This is a genomic window from Haloarcula salina, from assembly GCF_049603855.1.
GTDB lineage: Archaea > Halobacteriota > Halobacteria > Halobacteriales > Haloarculaceae > Haloarcula > Haloarcula salina_A.
Genome location: NZ_CP187146.1, coordinates 2,058,790 through 2,072,644, shown reverse-complemented (window position 1 = coordinate 2,072,644; position 13,855 = coordinate 2,058,790). Strand labels below are relative to the sequence as shown.

Below are 13,855 nucleotides of genomic sequence, written 5' to 3'. Positions count from 1 at the left end.
CGCGCCTGTTCGGGACGCCCGTTCGGCCGCTCGGATTGCCGCACCGCTCAGGGCGTGATGACTGCCCGGCCGTCGATTTCTCGGGCTTCGAGCTTCCGGGCGACGGTGTTCACCTCGTCGAGGTCGTAGCGGGTCGTGTGGAGCGAGACCGCGTCGCGTTCGACCAGCGCGACCAGCTCCTGGAGTTCGGTGTAACGGCCGACGATGTTGCCCTGATAGGCGAACTCGCCGTTGACCAGTGCCTGCGCGGGTTCGTGGATGTGGCCGCCGTAGCCGATGATCTGGTGATCGCCGCCGGCGGCACAGATGTCCGGCGCGAGCGCGGTGGTCTCGTCGGCCCCGACGAAGTCGAGCACCTGCGCGGCCCCGGCCCCGTCGGTTATGTCTTCGATTACGCTCGCCACGTCCTCACTCTCGGGGTCGATGGTGTAGTGCGCCCCAAGGTCGGCGGCGAGGTCGCAGGCGGACTGCTTGAGGTCGACGGCGACGATGTCGGCGGCGCACATCGCGTCGAGGCACTGGAGGCCGATGTGGCCGAGGCCGCCGACGCCGATGACCACGGCGGTGTCGCCGGGATTGACCCCGTCGACGGCGCGCTTGGCCGCGTGGTAGGCGGTGATGCCGGCGTCGGCGTGGGGCGCGATGTCGGCCGGGTCGACGCCGTCGGGCAGCGGGACGACGGCGCGCTCGCTGGTCAGCAACTGGTCGGCGAAGCCGCCGTCGGTCGTCAGGCCGTTGAACGCGTCGTTCTCGCAGTACATCGTCTCGCCCTGGCGACAGGGCCGACAGGTCCCGCAGGCCTGGACCGGGTGACAGATGACCTGGTCTCCCTCGGAGACCACGTCGACCTCGGCGCCCGTCTCGACGACGGTCCCGGCGTTCTCGTGGCCGAGTGTCAGCGGCAGGTCCTGGTCGACGTACTCCGTCCACATCCCTTCGATGATGTGGTTGTCCGTCTGGCACCATCCGGCGCCCTCGACCTCGACGATCACGTCGCCGTCCGAGGCGATCTGTGGTGCGTCCACCTCGTCGATCGAGAGCCCGTTCGCCATGTCGTGGGTGTACTCGTGGAGTCTGGCTGCGCGCATCCCGTGCTAGTACCTGACACTGGGGCAAAAAGACTCGGCGCGGCGACGGCTACGACCGGCGGGCGAGGACGCCCATCGAGAGGAGGGCGAGGACGGCGGCAGTCACGCCGAACCCGGGGCCGAACACGCCGGACGGGGCCAGACTGGTCGCACGCATCGGTTCCTCGACGGGTTCGTCAGCGGCGTACTCCCAGACGGCGGTGTCGTTCCTGACGAGGTCGGCGTTCGACTCGGTGATGTCGGCCGGCATCGTCAGTTCGTACCTGACGGCGACGCCGTCTCCGAGGGCCGCGCCGTCGTTCTCCTGGACGGTGACGAACGTCCGGTCCTCGAAGGTGACGTTCCCGTCGGAGACGTTCGTCGAGACGGCGCTCTCTGGCCCGGGATTCCAGTCGGTGAAGGAGACGTTGATCGTGACGTTGTCGCCGTCCAGCGACTGCTCGTAGGTGTGATTCGCCATTCGACTCGTGTTCACGTCGGAAAGCAGGTATCCCTCGACGGAGTCGTAGCCGCTGTCCTCGGCCTGTGCCTGGAGTCCGTCGTACACCGTCGGCGACATCTGGAGGGAGAGGTCGTACGACGTGACGGTCCCGTCTCCTCCGACCGTCGCGTCGACGGATGCTGTCATACAGCCTGAGAGGACGATCAGGGCGGCGAGTGCCACCGCCGGCAGTGTGCGCGTCATTAGTATTACGCGCCGACTGGTTGCAATAAGCTTTGTCGTCCACGACGGGACCGAGTCAATGTGTCAGAACGAGGAGCTGGTCGTCCGTACGGACGACACAGAACGGCGTGCCGGGGTTTCCGAACGTGTTGGTGCGTTTCTCGCTGACGAGGAGCGTGTCGAACTCGTCTCCGCAGGCCGGACAGGCGAATCCCTTGCGGTTCGACAGCGTCATCGTCTCGCGGTCGTCTTTCAGCAGCTTGAGCCCGTGGCGGTACTCGTGGACGTCGAAGCGCCCGCTCACGTCGAGGTGTTCCATGGGGACGACAGGACGTCGGTGGGGTAAAAAACGTCGGCCGGTTTCAGACGAGGTTCGCGCCCATGTAGAGGACGACGACGAGGAAGATCCAGACGACGTCGACGAAGTGCCAGTACATCGAGGCAGTCGAGACCGAGGTGTGGCGCTCGGCGGAGTACTGGCCGTAGTAGCCGCGCACGAAGACGATGCCGAGCAGGACTGCGCCCATGGTGACGTGCAGGCCGTGGAGACCGGTCAGGCCGTAGAAGGCCGAGCCGTAGATACCGCCCGTGATGGTGAAGCCCTCGTGGACGATGAACTCGTAGTACTCGTAGACCTGGCCGCCGATGAAGACGATTCCGAGCAGCAGCGTGGCCGCGAGCCACTGCATGAAGCGGCCGCGGTCGCCGTTACGGAGCGCGGCGTGGCTCATATGCAGCGTCACGGAACTGATGACGAGGATGATCGTGTTGACGATGACGAGCGAGCCGAAGACGTGCGGGATGGACGCCTGCGTCCAGACCTCGCCGCCGCGGACGATGAAGTAGTAGACGAACCCGGCCCCGAAGGTCGCGAGTTCGGTCCCGAGGAACAGCAGCATGGCGAACTTCAGCGTCTTGCCAGAGTGGTGGTCGGTGCCCCGTTCCCAGAAGTCGGAGACGAAGGCGTGGTACAGCCACCCGTACAGTCCGGCGAGGAAGATACCGACGCTGCCGACCAGCGCTCCCGCGCCGACGGTCTGGCTGACGAGCGCGCTTTCGCCCATCGAGAGGACGAACAGCGCCATGCTGACGTAGATTCCCGAGGCGCCGATTGCTGTGACGAACGGCCACCAGCTGGCCTCGCCGAATCCGTGGGGCCAGTCCTCCGTCGCCGGGAGGTGGTGGTCCCCGTGCCCGTCGTCCGCGTGTTCGTCGGAGAGACTCATACAGCACGCTTACGAGTCGAATACTAAAAGCCCATCCAATTCGTCGCGGGCCCGCGGCCCGCTCGTCGACCGATCCCGGAAGCTACACGGGGGCGAAGTTCCAACCCCCGACGATGACATCCGGGAGACGCCGCGGGGCCGCGCTGGCGCTGGGCGCGCTGGTCTGGCTCGCGATGACGGGGACCGCAAGCGCCCACGGCGGCAGTCTTGCCGGGGGCGGCCGCGAGTCGCTGACGATTCCGACGTGGCTGTTCCTTTCGACCGGCGGCGCGGCCGTCGGCGCGTCCTTCCTGCTGGCCTCGTTCGTCACGGACCGGGCCTTCGTCGAGCGGGTCCACGGCTGGGGGAGGCCGCTGGTCGAGGACGGGACCGGCGCGCTCGCGCTGGCCGGCCGCCTCCTCGGTCTCGTGGGTCTCGCTGCGGTCTTCGTCGTCGGCTTCGCCGGCCCGACGACCGCCAGAACCAACCTCGCGATACTGCTGGTCTGGGTCGGCTGGTGGGCCGGGCTGGCGATGACGACGTACCTCGTCGGCAACGCCTGGGCGACGCTCAATCCGCTGAAGACGCTGGCGCGACTGCTGCCCACCCTCGACCGGCCCTACCCCGACCGCGTCGGAGCGTGGCCGGCGGTCGTCGGCCTGCTCGCGCTGGTGTGGCTCGAAGTCGTCAGCCCGCTGGCGGACGACCCGCGCTTGCTCGCGACGGCAGTCGTCGGCTACTCCGTCGCGACGCTCGCCGGGGCGGTCGTGTTCGGTCCCGACGCGTGGTTCGACCGCGCCGACCCCGTCGAGCGCGTGTTCCGCTACTACGGCCGCTTCGCGCCGATCGGCCGAACCGAGGACGGGCTCCGACTCCGCCTGCCGGGGATGGACCTCTCGACGCCGCGGCTCGTCGACGGCCCGGACGAGGTGGCGTTCGTGGTCGCCCTGCTGTGGGTCACGACCTACGACGGCCTCGTCACGACGCCGGCCTGGCGGGATCTGACCACGCCGCTCGTCGAGGCGGGCGTCCCGGCGCACCTCATCTATCCGGTCGCGCTCGTCGTCGGTTTCGCCGGCTTCCTGGGGGTGTACCGGCTCGCGGTCCGCCGCTCGCGCGACGCCGCCGAGACGTTCCTCGCCCCGTCGGTGCTCGCCCAGCGGTTCGCACCGCCGCTGATCGCCATCGCCGTCGGCTACCACTTCGCGCACTACCTGGGCTACTTCCTCGTCCTCGCGCCGTCGCTCGCCGTCGCGCTCTCTGCACCGTTTTCGAACCCGGCGACGGTCCCAGTCGTCGACCTCCCGGGCTGGTTCGGCGGCGTCGCGCTCGCGTCGGTGATCGTCGGCCACCTCGTCGCCATCTGGGTGGCTCACGCCGCCGCCTACGACCTCTTTCCGGAGCGCCTGCAGGCCGTGCGCTCGCAGTACCCGTTCATCGCCGTCATGGTGTTCTACACGATGACGAGCCTCTGGGTCGTCTCCCGACCGGAGGTGCCACTCCCACACCTATGACCGACACCGAACCCGCGACGACCGACCGAGAGCGGAAGTCACCGTCCACGGCCGATGCACCGTCCGGCGACTACGACGTTCCCCCCGGTGCGGAGACGTACGACTGCCGGTACTGCGGCCGCCCGTTCGCCACCGAGTCTCGGCTCGAGCTTCACCGCGGCCTCGATCACCCCGGCGACCTCGACGACGACGAGGTCGAGGCGTTCCGAACCGCCTACGAGGCCGAGGAGGAGGCGCTCGCCACCTTCCGCCTGCGGGCGCTCGGCGCGCTCGTCTTGCTCTACTTCGGCCTGCTGATGGTCTACGCCCTCGTCTGAGAGCGCCCGCGTCCCGCGCTCGGAAGCGACACGTTGATGGAGCGCAGGCGACCAAACAGTGGGTATGGACCTTCGCGTCATCGACAAGTCTGACACGGAACTCTCTATCGAGATCGCCGGCGAGGACCACACGTTCATGAACGTCATCAAGGGGGCGCTGCTGGAGACCGACGGCGTCACGGCGGCGACCTACGACGTGAACCCGGAGCAGTCCGGCGGCCAGACGGACCCGGTGCTGACGATCAAGACCGAGGAAGACGTCGACGCGCTCGACGCGCTGGAAGACGGGACGGATCGCGTCATCGAGAAAGCCGACAGTTTCTCAGCGGCCTTCGAGTCCGCCGCGTAAGCCGCTCCGCTTTCGGTCTCTTTCAGCACAGTACGTGCGTGACGAACACGCGCCCGTCCGGGCCGACGTGCACGTCGACGCCGATCGTTCTGTCGTCGGTCTGGCGAACCGGCTGTCCGCGTTCGAAGTAACTGTCGACGAGCGCCGTCGCGAACGCGGTCTCGTTCCCGAACTGTTCGACTGACATGGGCGTGCGGTCGTAGGCCACCTCGTAGTGGACGGTCGCGGGCCGGTCACAGGACAGCGCGAACCGCGAGACGCCGTCACGAGTCGGCGGATCCGCGTTCTCGTAGTGGGCCGCAACCCGGCCCCTGTTGTAGTAGGTCGCGGCGTCGTCGGCCGTGGCGTTCCGGGTCACGGTCCCACCGCTGATGCTCGACCGCCGGACGTTGTACACTTCGACGTAGATGTCTTCCACCTCGGCGAGCGAGAGGGAGTTGACGGTGTCGGCCTGTCCGGGGGCGTCTGGAATCGGCGGCGGGCCGGCGGGCGTCTCGCTCTGGAAGCCCGGGAGCGGCACGCCGGCGACGAGTCCGAGGAGGACGATGCCGATGACCAGCGCGACCGTGACGTAGCCGAGGACGTACTTGGCTTCGAGCACGTCGAGCCAGCCGGTCTTGATCTCGTCGAGGGGGTCGTCCTCGGGCGGTCCCGTCCGGCGCTCGAAGTTGCTGCCACCACAGCGGTTGCACGGCGGCGAGTTCTTCTGGTGCTGGCGCCCGCAGTCGAGACAGACCCACCGGGGCCCGCCCTCGACCACCTCGTGATTGACCTGCGTGACCGCTTCCTCGAAGGTTCCGTGCCCGCAGTTGTCACAGGGTGGGTCGTTCTCCTCGTGTGGTTTGCCGCACCACTCGCACCGCCATTTCATTGTGCTAACTCGACGACGCGGACACAAAGCCTGCCCGATACCGACCCCGCCACGGTCACACCTCCACGGTCCGCGTGACGTCGGCGTCCACGTCGAAGTGTTGCCCGTCGCGGAACATGTCGTAGCCGTACGCCAGCAGCGAGAGTGAACCGACTGTCATTGCGAGGAACAGGACGACTTCGGTCTGCGTGGCGGTCCCGGCGACCACCGCCGGGCCGTACATCGCCGGCCAGGAGAGAGCGAAAATCGCGTACGAGACGCTGACGAACAGACGCCAGGTGACCGTCACCGGACCGACCGACACGGCCGCGACGGTGCCGGCGAGGAGGAGCCCGACGCCAGCGACTAGCATCCCGACGAGGACAGGACTCACGACGAGCGCGCCGACGCCGAAGAAGGCGAGAAACGCGCCGAGGAGGGCCAGGTCGAAGAGGCCGAGATAGCGATAGGTAGACTGCTTCATACACGATCATCGACACGACCGACCCTAAATCTTGTCGGCCACGAACTGTCTCGGCTACAACCGCACCGGGATCCCCTTGCTGTCCAGATACTCTTTCGTCTCCTCGATGGAGTACTCGCCGAAGTGGAAGATGGAGGCGGCGAGGCCGGCGTCCGCGCCGGCGTCGACGAACACCTCCTCCATGTCGGCGGGGCTGCCACAGCCGGAGGAGGCGATGACCGGCGTCGAGACGGTGTCGCAGACGGCTTTCATCAGCGGGATGTCGTAGCCGTCCTTGGTTCCGTCGGCGTCGATTGAGTTGACGAACAGTTCGCCCGCGCCGCGGCCCTCGGCCTCGGTGGCCCACTCGACCACGTCGAGGCCCGTCCCCTCGCGGCCGCCCTTGACCGTGCACTCGAACCAGCAGGACTCGCCGTCGACCTCGGCGTAGTACTCGCCCTCGTCGTCGAAGCGCCGGCGGGCGTCGACGGAGATGACGATGCACTGGCTGCCGAAGGCGGCCGCGCCCTCGTCGATGAGGTCGGGCTCGGCGATGGCCCCGGAGTTGATCGAGACCTTGTCCGCGCCGGCCCGCAGCGTCTCCTTGATGTCCTCGCGGGTGCGGATACCGCCGCCCACGGTCAGCGGGATGAACACCTCGTCGGCGACCGCCGAGACGGTGTCGAGCATCGTCTCTCGGCCCTCGGCGGAGGCGGTGATGTCGAGGAAGACGAACTCGTCGGCCCCGGACTCGTTGTAGGCTTTGGCCATCTCGACCGGGTCGCCGGTGTACTCCAGGTCCTCGAAGTTGACACCGGTGTAGACGGCCGCGTCCCCGTTCTCGTCCACGTCCACGTCGATACAGGGGATGATGCGCTTGGTGAGAGTCATCTGATATCGGTGGGTTCGCCGCAGGGCCGTTTGACGGTTTCGGCTGGCGCAAGCGGCGGCACGAGCGCGTGATCGCCCGGTGGTGCGGTGAAATCCGACAGTTACAGGTAGGTCGCTCGAAAACCCTCGCGCATGGCAGACGACCACCACGAGGAGGAGCGCCCGGACTACGACCCCGAACACGTCGAACTCCCCGCGAGGGAGCCGCCGCTGCGCTCGACGGCCCCCCAGAGCGACTTCACGATGTCGCAGGTCGGGACCGGCATCGTCGTGACGCTCGTGGGACTGGCGCTGACGTTCGGTATCGCGCTGGCGCTGGCCTGAACTACCAGTTCTGGGAGGGATGTATAAGTTCCTCCGTGACAAAAGCCGAGTAGTGTGTCGTCCGAGTTGTCAGCCGGTACGACGGTCTCGACGGGAACGTCGACGGCAACAGCGGGTCGCCGTGCCGGTCGCGAGGCGGCGACCGCAGCCCGGGACCGGCTCGCCGCCGACCGAATCGACTTCTGTCAGGTGTTCGCCACGGCGGCACTCGATCCCGATGCGGTCCTCGCAGCGGTCAACGAGGTCGTCGGTGAGGAAACGACCGTCGTCGGCTGTTCTGCGACGGGGGCGTTCACCGAGGAACGGACCATGGACGACGGCGTCGCTGTCGCGCTCGTCAGCAGCGACGCGTTTCGCTTCGATACTGCGATGGCGACCGGCCTCCGTGAGAACGTTCAGGGGACGGTCAGAGACGCGGCCCGCGCCCTCCCTGACGACGTCGAGTGCCCCTACCAGTCGGCCATCGCGCTCCACGACGGACTGTCCGGCATCGGCGAGCAACTGGCGCTCGCGCTTCAGCGGCGACTCGGACCCCACGTCGGGATCGCAGGCGGCGCAGCCTCGGACGACTATCGGATGGAGTCCACGCCGGTGTTCTGCGGAGAGACAGTCGCCGATGACGCCCTCGTGCTGGTGCTCGTCTCTGGCGAACAGCGGGCGATCATCTCCATCGACCACGGCCACGAACCGGTCTCGGGGCCCTGGGAAGTGACCGACGCGTCGGGGAACATCGTCCGCGAACTCGGCGGACGGCCGGCGTTCGCGGTGTGGAAAGACGCCGTGCGTGACCCTGTCGCGGAGCGATTCGGCCTCTCCGTCGACGCGCTCGAACCCGGGTCCGACCGGCTGAATATGCTGCTCGGAGCCTACGAGTTCGGCATCGACCAGGGCGACGCGTACAAGATCCGGTGGCCGCGGGTCGCGGTCGGGGAGGAAGACGCGCTCGAATTTGCGGTCGACATCCCCGAGGGGACCGTCCTCCGGGTGATGTACGGCGGCCGAGCGGCCCAGGTCGACTCGGCGGAACGGGCCGCGCGCGACGCGCTCGAACAGAGCGACGGCGGTATCGCCGGCGGGTTCGTCTACGACTGTGCGTGCCGCGAGTTCGTCCTTCAGGAGGCGTTCCCGGAGGCGGTCGACGCCATCGACGGCGCGCTCTCGGCCCCGTTCGCCGGGTTCGAGACCTACGGCGAACTGTGTATGCAGACGGGACAGTTGAGCGGCTTTCACAACACGTCGACGGTGCTGTTCGCGTTCCCCGAGTGACACATGGACAAGACAGAACTCGTCTCGAAGTTCGCGGAGACGGTCGGCGTCGAGAAAGCGACGGCTATCGTCGACGAGGCGATGGCCGACATCGGCATCGCGGACGAGACGACGCTGACCAACACGGACGCTCGGGACGTCTGTGAGGTCGTCCAGCACGATAGCGAGGGGTACATCGCGCTCGTCGCCAGCGAGCTCCGCGTCCGGCTAGCGGCAGAAGAGCGCTTCGACGCGCTACTCGAAAACATCCCGAACCCGGCCGTCGTCGTCGAGTTCGATCAGCGCGACCCCCGCATCACGTCGGTCAACGAGGCCTTCGAAGCGGCGTTCGGGTACGACCGGAGCGCCGCGGTCGGCGAGCGCCTCCGGGAACTCGTCGCGCCGCCCGACTACGAGCCGGGGGGCGTCGCGGCCGACTGGTTTCGGGACACCGGGAAGTCGGAGACGGAGGTGACGCGGGTGACTGCCACGGGCGAGGCGCGGACCTACCTGTTTCGGAGCGTCATCGTCAGCCGCGACACCGGTGACGTGGAAGGCTACGGAATCTACACCGACATCACCGAGCGCAAGCGCCGAGAACAGCAGCTCGAACACCAGAACGAGCGGCTCGACGAGTTCGTGAGCATCGTCAGCCACGACCTCCGCAATCCCCTGAGCGTCGCCTCGGGGCGTGCCGAACTCCTGCTCGACACCGCCGAGGACGACGCGGTGTGCGAGGGGCTCGAAGCGATCTCCGACGCTCACGAACGGATGGAGCGCCTGCTCGACGACCTGCTGACACTCGCTCGGCAGGGACAGGTGGTCGGCGAACCGACGACGGTCGACCTCGCGACGGTCGCCACCGACGCGTGGCAGCAGGTCGAGACCGCCGAGGCGACGCTCGCGGTCGAGGCTGAGGCGACCGTCGAGGCCGACCCCGACCGCCTCCAGCAGCTGTTCGAGAACCTCTACCGGAACAGCGTCGAACACGCCGGCCCGGACAGCGAAATCGTGGTCACCGACGCCGAGACGGCCGGACAAAACGGCTTTTCCGTCGCCGACGACGGCCCCGGAATCCCCGCGGAGGACCGCGGACGGGTGTTCGAACACGGGTACTCGACGGACTCTGACGGCACGGGCTTTGGCCTCTCCATCGTCCAGAGCATCGCCGAGGCCCACGGCTGGTCGGTCGCGGCCACTGAGAGCGAGTCCGGCGGGGCGAAGTTCGAGATCCGCTGGTGACTCGCGCGGGCGGGCCGGCCGTCTTCAGGCCAGTTCGTCGTCGATGACCGACCGCAGGTCGGCGATCTCCTCGGCGTGGTACTGCACCCGCTCGTCGTTGACAGTGAGATCGAGATGGTTCGAGCCGTTGGCCTCGCCGAGTTCCGTCACCGGCGCGACGCCGTCGAAGGCCTCGCGGACGGCCGACGGGTCGGTCGTCTCGAACACGACGCGGCCGGGCCGCTCGTTGAACAGGAGGCGCTTCTTGGTCCCGCGCTCGACCGTCTCGATCTCGACGGTCGCGCCGGCGTCCTCGTGGACCATCTCGGCGAGGGTCACCGCGAGGCCCCCGTGGCTCACGTCGTGGCTGGCGAGCACGTGGTCCGCGTCGGCCACCTCGGCGATGGTCTCGACGAGCGCCGTCGGGTCGCTCGGGAGTTCCGGGAAGCGGTCAGTGCCGCCGAACTGGGCGGTGTATTCGGAGCCGCCGAGGCACGGGTCGGCCTCGCCTTCGAGCGCGGCGTCGCCGACGACGACGAGCGTCCCCTCTCCCGAGAGCGACATCGGCGGGGCGTCGTAGCCCTCCTTGACACCGACGAGCGCGAGCGTCGGCGTGGGCGGGATCGGGCCGGTCTGGGAGTCGTTGTACAGCGAGACGTTGCCGCCGACGACCGGTACGTCGAGGTCGGCGCACATGTCGGCCAGCCCGTCGACGATGCCCTTGAAGCCGCCGTAGACGTCCGGCTTCTCGGGATTTCCACCGTTCAGGCAGTCCACGGCCGCGTGGGGCGTCGCGCCCTTCGCGGCGACGTTCGTGGCGTTCTCCAGCGCGACGGCGCGAGCGCCCTCGTAGGGGGCGGCGTCGGTCCAGTTGGGGTCCGCGCCGGCCGAGAAGGCGAGACCGGTCCCGGCCTCGCGGACGGCGAGCAGGGCCGCGTCGTCGCCCGGCAGGACGCTGGTTCGGACCTGCACCTCGTGGTCGTACTGGCGGTACACCCAGCGCTTCGACGCGCAGTTCGGGCTGCCGACGATCCGTTCGAAGGCCTCCTCCAGCGCGACCGTCGGGAGGTCGCGCTCCTGTTCGGTCGGCTCCTCGCTCGGGAGATCGTTCATCGGAGCGCCGTCGCCGAGGAACGCCGCGTCCACGTCGACGACCGTCTCGCCCTCGAACGTGCAGACGTAGTTCGTTCCGGCCTCGGTGAGTTCGCCGATGACCGAACAGCCCAGGTCGAAGCGCTCGGCGAGTTCGGCCACGCGGTCGACGTTCTCCGGCGCGACCTCGTACACCATCCGCTCCTGGCTCTCGGCGAGCAGGTACTCCATGGCGTTCATGTTGGGCTCGCGCTCGTGGACGCGGTCGAGTTCGATGCGCGCGCCGAGGCCGCCCTTCGCGACGAGTTCGGACGACGCGCCGCCCAGGCCCGCCGCGCCGAGGTCGCGGGCCGACTCGACGAGTTCCTCGTCCAAGAGCGCCTCGTTGCACTCGATGAGGAGCTTCTCGGCGTAGGGGTCGCCGACCTGGACCGCAGGCCGGTCCTCGGTCTCGGCGTCCTCGGCGAGGTCCTCGCTGGCGAAGGACGCGCCACCGAGGCCGTCCCGGCCGGTGGCGTTGCCGACGAGGACGAGCTTGTTGCCCGGTTCCTGCGCCTCGGCGGTGATGGTTCGCTCGGGCTCCAGCAGGCCGATACAGGAGACGTTCACCAACGGATTGCCCTCGTAGTCCTCGTGGAAGGCGACGCTGCCGGCGACGGTCGGGACGCCGATGCAGTTGCCGTAGTGTGAGATGCCCTCGACGACCCCTTCGAGGAGGTACCGGGAGTGCTCGCGCTCGAAGTCGCCGAAGTACAGGCTGTCGGCGAGCGCGATGGGGTACGCGCCCATCGAGAGGGTGTCGCGGACGATGCCGCCGACGCCCGTCGCCGCCCCGTCGAACGGGTCGACGTAGGACGGGTGGTTGTGGGACTCGACGCCCATCGTGATGTACATCTCCTCGCCGTCGTCGGAGGCCGGCAGGGAGACGACGGCGGCGTCGTCGCCGGGGCCGATGACGACCTGGTCGCCGTCGGAGTCGAACGCCGAGAGCAGCGGCCGCGAGGAGCGGTACGCGCAGTGTTCGCTCCAGAGGTTCTCGAAGAGAGCGGCCTCCGCTCGCGTCGGCTCCCGACCGATCTCGTCGACCACGATCTCGTGGTCCGCGTCGGACAGGCTCATTACCTCCCCCTGGCCACCGGCCGGATAAGTCCCTTTCCATGCGCCGTTCGACTGTGCGAGCGGTCCGGGTTCCGTTTACTAATATCGATTTCAAATACTACCAAGTTCTTCTCGGAATCTTGGGCCAATATTGCTCATAGTGTCGGTTTCTCGGGAGGATTGGACTCAGACTCCACCTCAAAAATATCAAAATCGAGAATGAATACTAGAGCTATATGTGGTCGCCGGGCGACAATCACGTAATGGCATCTGCGGAAGTGAACTGGCTGACGCTGGAGGGAAGCTCCTTTTCGGAGCGATCCTTCTCGGGGGCGTGGCTGCTCGCGCTGGGGACCTACGGCGTCGGCGACATCGTCACGACGATCGCCATCGTCTACTTCGTGCCGATGTTCACCGAGGCGAACCCTGCGGTCCGGTGGGCGATCGAGTCCTTCGGCGGCGGCGGATTCCTGGCGCTGAAGCTCCTCGTCATCTACTGCTGTATCGGCGTGAGCATCTGGGGCGGCGTGCTCGACGAGGACCCGTTGCTGTACTACGGGCCGCCGGCGCTACTGACCGCGATGGGGCTGGCCGTGACGTGGCTCAACCTCGGGCTCCTGTTCTCCTGAGTCACGCTTCCCGCAGGACGATCGGGACCGTGAAATCCATCCGATCGCTCTGTACCTCGTTGCCGGCCGATTCCGGGAGTGAGACTGTTATCGCGACCGTCGCCTGACTACCGGCGTCGAGCGTCTCGCTCCCGCGGACGGATGCCCCGGCTAGCGACGACGCGCTGACGGTCGAGTTCGCCGAACCGAACAGGTACTCGCGCGTCCCGTCGGGGTACTCGGCCCACAGGCGGACGCGGAGGTGTGCGGACAGCTCACCGGTCGCGTTGGTGTCGCCCGCCGCCCGTTCGGGCTCTCGCAGTCCGTTCTCGTCGTCGGACACGGACGCGTTCGAAACGCCGACGGTCCCAGATATTGTGCCGCTGTTTCGGACGACGACCGAGCCTGTCGATCCGCCGCCGGGCGCGAGGTCAGCGACGCGTATGAGCACCGAACCCCCGTCGACGGCGAGATCGAGCGAGTCCGCACCGCGGCCGCCGTCGACGCCCGATGAACCACCTGCCGAACCACCATCAGAGGGGACTGGGCCCGCATCGACGGCTGCCCCGTCGGAATCGTCGGGGAGCGGCGTCGGTGTCGGCGTCTCACGCGAGTCTGGTTTGCCGGTGTCGTCGGGCTCGTCAGTCTCCGCTCCGCTCGATCCGGTATCGGACACCGTCTGCGTGGGCGTCGGGGACGGTGTGCCGTCGACCGCTACCGGCGTCGCTTCGATGACCGGCTGTTCCGGCGTCGGCGGTGGTGCTGACCCGTCGCTCGTCAGACCGAGCGTCCCGACACCCGTACCGATGACGACGAGCACGATGAGGACGAGAAACGCCAGTATGCGTTTGTTGTAGTCGCCGTCCTCGTCCCGGATGACCTCGTCGCGCATCAGCCATCCTCCCGGTCGGAGCCGGTGTCGATCT

General features: G+C 67.9%; 16 protein-coding genes. 7 read left to right on the top strand and 9 right to left on the bottom strand.

Features of this window, described 5'->3' with window-relative positions; genetic code table 11:
* Positions 1-47 precede the first annotated feature (47 nt).
* The 4 genes from ACOZ4I_RS10620 to ACOZ4I_RS10605 are packed head-to-tail and all read right to left on the bottom strand — an operon-like array spanning position 48 to position 2,978.
* A complete protein-coding gene (locus ACOZ4I_RS10620; RefSeq protein WP_423999308.1) occupies positions 48-1,088 on the bottom strand; it encodes an NAD(P)-dependent alcohol dehydrogenase in 1,041 nt (346 codons plus the stop codon).
* A 49-nt stretch (positions 1,089-1,137) separates the two neighbouring features.
* Complete coding sequence (locus ACOZ4I_RS10615) at positions 1,138-1,773, bottom strand: PGF-CTERM sorting domain-containing protein (RefSeq protein WP_423999306.1); 636 nt, start codon at positions 1,771-1,773, stop codon at positions 1,138-1,140.
* Positions 1,774-1,828: 55 nt separating this feature from the next.
* Positions 1,829-2,071 carry a DUF7385 family protein gene (locus ACOZ4I_RS10610; protein WP_423999304.1) on the bottom strand — a complete coding sequence of 81 codons (243 nt, stop codon included), beginning with the start codon at positions 2,069-2,071 and terminating at the stop codon, positions 1,829-1,831.
* Positions 2,072-2,114: 43 nt separating this feature from the next.
* A complete protein-coding gene (locus ACOZ4I_RS10605; protein ID WP_423999302.1) occupies positions 2,115-2,978 on the bottom strand; it encodes a cytochrome c oxidase subunit 3 in 864 nt (287 codons plus the stop codon).
* A gap of 113 nt (positions 2,979-3,091) precedes the next feature.
* Here ACOZ4I_RS10605 and ACOZ4I_RS10600 point away from each other — a divergent pair, with 113 nt between their 5' ends.
* The 3 genes from ACOZ4I_RS10600 to ACOZ4I_RS10590 all read left to right on the top strand — a co-directional run bounded on the left by ACOZ4I_RS10600 (position 3,092) and on the right by ACOZ4I_RS10590 (position 5,137).
* Complete coding sequence (locus ACOZ4I_RS10600) at positions 3,092-4,471, top strand: hypothetical protein (protein ID WP_423999300.1); 1,380 nt, start codon at positions 3,092-3,094, stop codon at positions 4,469-4,471.
* Positions 4,468-4,788, top strand: coding sequence for a C2H2-type zinc finger protein (locus ACOZ4I_RS10595; RefSeq protein ID WP_423999298.1), 321 nt, complete (start codon positions 4,468-4,470; stop codon positions 4,786-4,788). The genes ACOZ4I_RS10600 and ACOZ4I_RS10595 overlap by 4 nt, the downstream gene beginning before the upstream one ends.
* 64 nt (positions 4,789-4,852) lie before the next feature.
* Complete coding sequence (locus ACOZ4I_RS10590; protein ID WP_423999296.1) at positions 4,853-5,137, top strand: DNA-directed RNA polymerase subunit L; 285 nt, start codon at positions 4,853-4,855, stop codon at positions 5,135-5,137.
* A 22-nt stretch (positions 5,138-5,159) separates the two neighbouring features.
* On the opposite strand, the gene ACOZ4I_RS10585 is transcribed toward ACOZ4I_RS10590, so the two are convergent.
* The 3 genes from ACOZ4I_RS10585 to hisF are packed head-to-tail and all read right to left on the bottom strand — an operon-like array spanning position 5,160 to position 7,341.
* A complete protein-coding gene (locus tag ACOZ4I_RS10585; RefSeq protein ID WP_423999294.1) occupies positions 5,160-6,008 on the bottom strand; it encodes a hypothetical protein in 849 nt (282 codons plus the stop codon).
* Between the two features lie 55 nt (positions 6,009-6,063).
* Positions 6,064-6,471: a hypothetical protein gene (locus tag ACOZ4I_RS10580; protein WP_423999292.1), complete on the bottom strand. Its 408-nt coding sequence runs from the start codon at positions 6,469-6,471 to the stop codon at positions 6,064-6,066.
* Between the two features lie 54 nt (positions 6,472-6,525).
* On the bottom strand, positions 6,526-7,341 hold the full coding sequence (gene hisF, locus ACOZ4I_RS10575; protein ID WP_423999290.1) for an imidazole glycerol phosphate synthase subunit HisF: 816 nt from the start codon (positions 7,339-7,341) through the stop codon (positions 6,526-6,528).
* A gap of 132 nt (positions 7,342-7,473) precedes the next feature.
* On the opposite strand from hisF, the gene ACOZ4I_RS10570 reads away from it, so the two are divergent.
* From ACOZ4I_RS10570 to ACOZ4I_RS10560, 3 genes are all read left to right on the top strand, one after another.
* Positions 7,474-7,665: a DUF7550 family protein gene (locus ACOZ4I_RS10570; RefSeq protein ID WP_423999288.1), complete on the top strand. Its 192-nt coding sequence runs from the start codon at positions 7,474-7,476 to the stop codon at positions 7,663-7,665.
* Between the two features lie 66 nt (positions 7,666-7,731).
* Entirely contained in the window at positions 7,732-8,931 is a 1,200-nt protein-coding gene (locus tag ACOZ4I_RS10565; protein WP_423999286.1) for an FIST signal transduction protein, read from the top strand.
* 3 nt (positions 8,932-8,934) lie between these two features.
* A complete protein-coding gene (locus tag ACOZ4I_RS10560; RefSeq protein ID WP_423999284.1) occupies positions 8,935-10,152 on the top strand; it encodes a sensor histidine kinase in 1,218 nt (405 codons plus the stop codon).
* A 24-nt stretch (positions 10,153-10,176) separates the two neighbouring features.
* On the opposite strand, the gene purL is transcribed toward ACOZ4I_RS10560, so the two are convergent.
* Entirely contained in the window at positions 10,177-12,342 is a 2,166-nt protein-coding gene (gene purL, locus ACOZ4I_RS10555; RefSeq protein WP_423999282.1) for a phosphoribosylformylglycinamidine synthase subunit PurL, read from the bottom strand.
* A 242-nt stretch (positions 12,343-12,584) separates the two neighbouring features.
* Between purL and ACOZ4I_RS10550 the strand changes: the two genes are divergently transcribed.
* On the top strand, positions 12,585-12,950 hold the full coding sequence (locus tag ACOZ4I_RS10550) for a hypothetical protein (protein WP_423999280.1): 366 nt from the start codon (positions 12,585-12,587) through the stop codon (positions 12,948-12,950).
* 1 nt (position 12,951) lies between these two features.
* Here the strand turns inward: ACOZ4I_RS10550 and ACOZ4I_RS10545 are convergent, their stop codons facing one another.
* Complete coding sequence (locus ACOZ4I_RS10545; RefSeq protein ID WP_423999278.1) at positions 12,952-13,821, bottom strand: hypothetical protein; 870 nt, start codon at positions 13,819-13,821, stop codon at positions 12,952-12,954.
* Between the last annotated feature and the right edge of the window lie 34 nt (positions 13,822-13,855).

Excerpts from the sequence above, each read along its gene's own strand:
- hisF (WP_423999290.1), bottom strand. The coding sequence starts at position 7,341 with ATGACTCTCACCAAGCGCATCATCCCCTGTATCGACGTGGACGTGGAC.
- ACOZ4I_RS10610 (WP_423999304.1), bottom strand. The coding sequence starts at position 2,071 with ATGGAACACCTCGACGTGAGCGGGCGCTTCGACGTCCACGAGTACCGC.
- ACOZ4I_RS10560 (WP_423999284.1), top strand. The coding sequence starts at position 8,935 with ATGGACAAGACAGAACTCGTCTCGAAGTTCGCGGAGACGGTCGGCGTC.
- ACOZ4I_RS10545 (WP_423999278.1), bottom strand. The coding sequence starts at position 13,821 with ATGCGCGACGAGGTCATCCGGGACGAGGACGGCGACTACAACAAACGC.
- purL (WP_423999282.1), bottom strand. The coding sequence starts at position 12,342 with ATGAGCCTGTCCGACGCGGACCACGAGATCGTGGTCGACGAGATCGGT.
- ACOZ4I_RS10595 (WP_423999298.1), top strand. The coding sequence starts at position 4,468 with ATGACCGACACCGAACCCGCGACGACCGACCGAGAGCGGAAGTCACCG.
- ACOZ4I_RS10590 (WP_423999296.1), top strand. The coding sequence starts at position 4,853 with ATGGACCTTCGCGTCATCGACAAGTCTGACACGGAACTCTCTATCGAG.
- ACOZ4I_RS10600 (WP_423999300.1), top strand. The coding sequence starts at position 3,092 with ATGACATCCGGGAGACGCCGCGGGGCCGCGCTGGCGCTGGGCGCGCTG.
- ACOZ4I_RS10620 (WP_423999308.1), bottom strand. The coding sequence starts at position 1,088 with ATGCGCGCAGCCAGACTCCACGAGTACACCCACGACATGGCGAACGGG.
- ACOZ4I_RS10550 (WP_423999280.1), top strand. The coding sequence starts at position 12,585 with ATGGCATCTGCGGAAGTGAACTGGCTGACGCTGGAGGGAAGCTCCTTT.
- ACOZ4I_RS10570 (WP_423999288.1), top strand. The coding sequence starts at position 7,474 with ATGGCAGACGACCACCACGAGGAGGAGCGCCCGGACTACGACCCCGAA.
- ACOZ4I_RS10580 (WP_423999292.1), bottom strand. The coding sequence starts at position 6,471 with ATGAAGCAGTCTACCTATCGCTATCTCGGCCTCTTCGACCTGGCCCTC.
- ACOZ4I_RS10585 (WP_423999294.1), bottom strand. The coding sequence starts at position 6,008 with ATGAAATGGCGGTGCGAGTGGTGCGGCAAACCACACGAGGAGAACGAC.
- ACOZ4I_RS10605 (WP_423999302.1), bottom strand. The coding sequence starts at position 2,978 with ATGAGTCTCTCCGACGAACACGCGGACGACGGGCACGGGGACCACCAC.
- ACOZ4I_RS10615 (WP_423999306.1), bottom strand. The coding sequence starts at position 1,773 with ATGACGCGCACACTGCCGGCGGTGGCACTCGCCGCCCTGATCGTCCTC.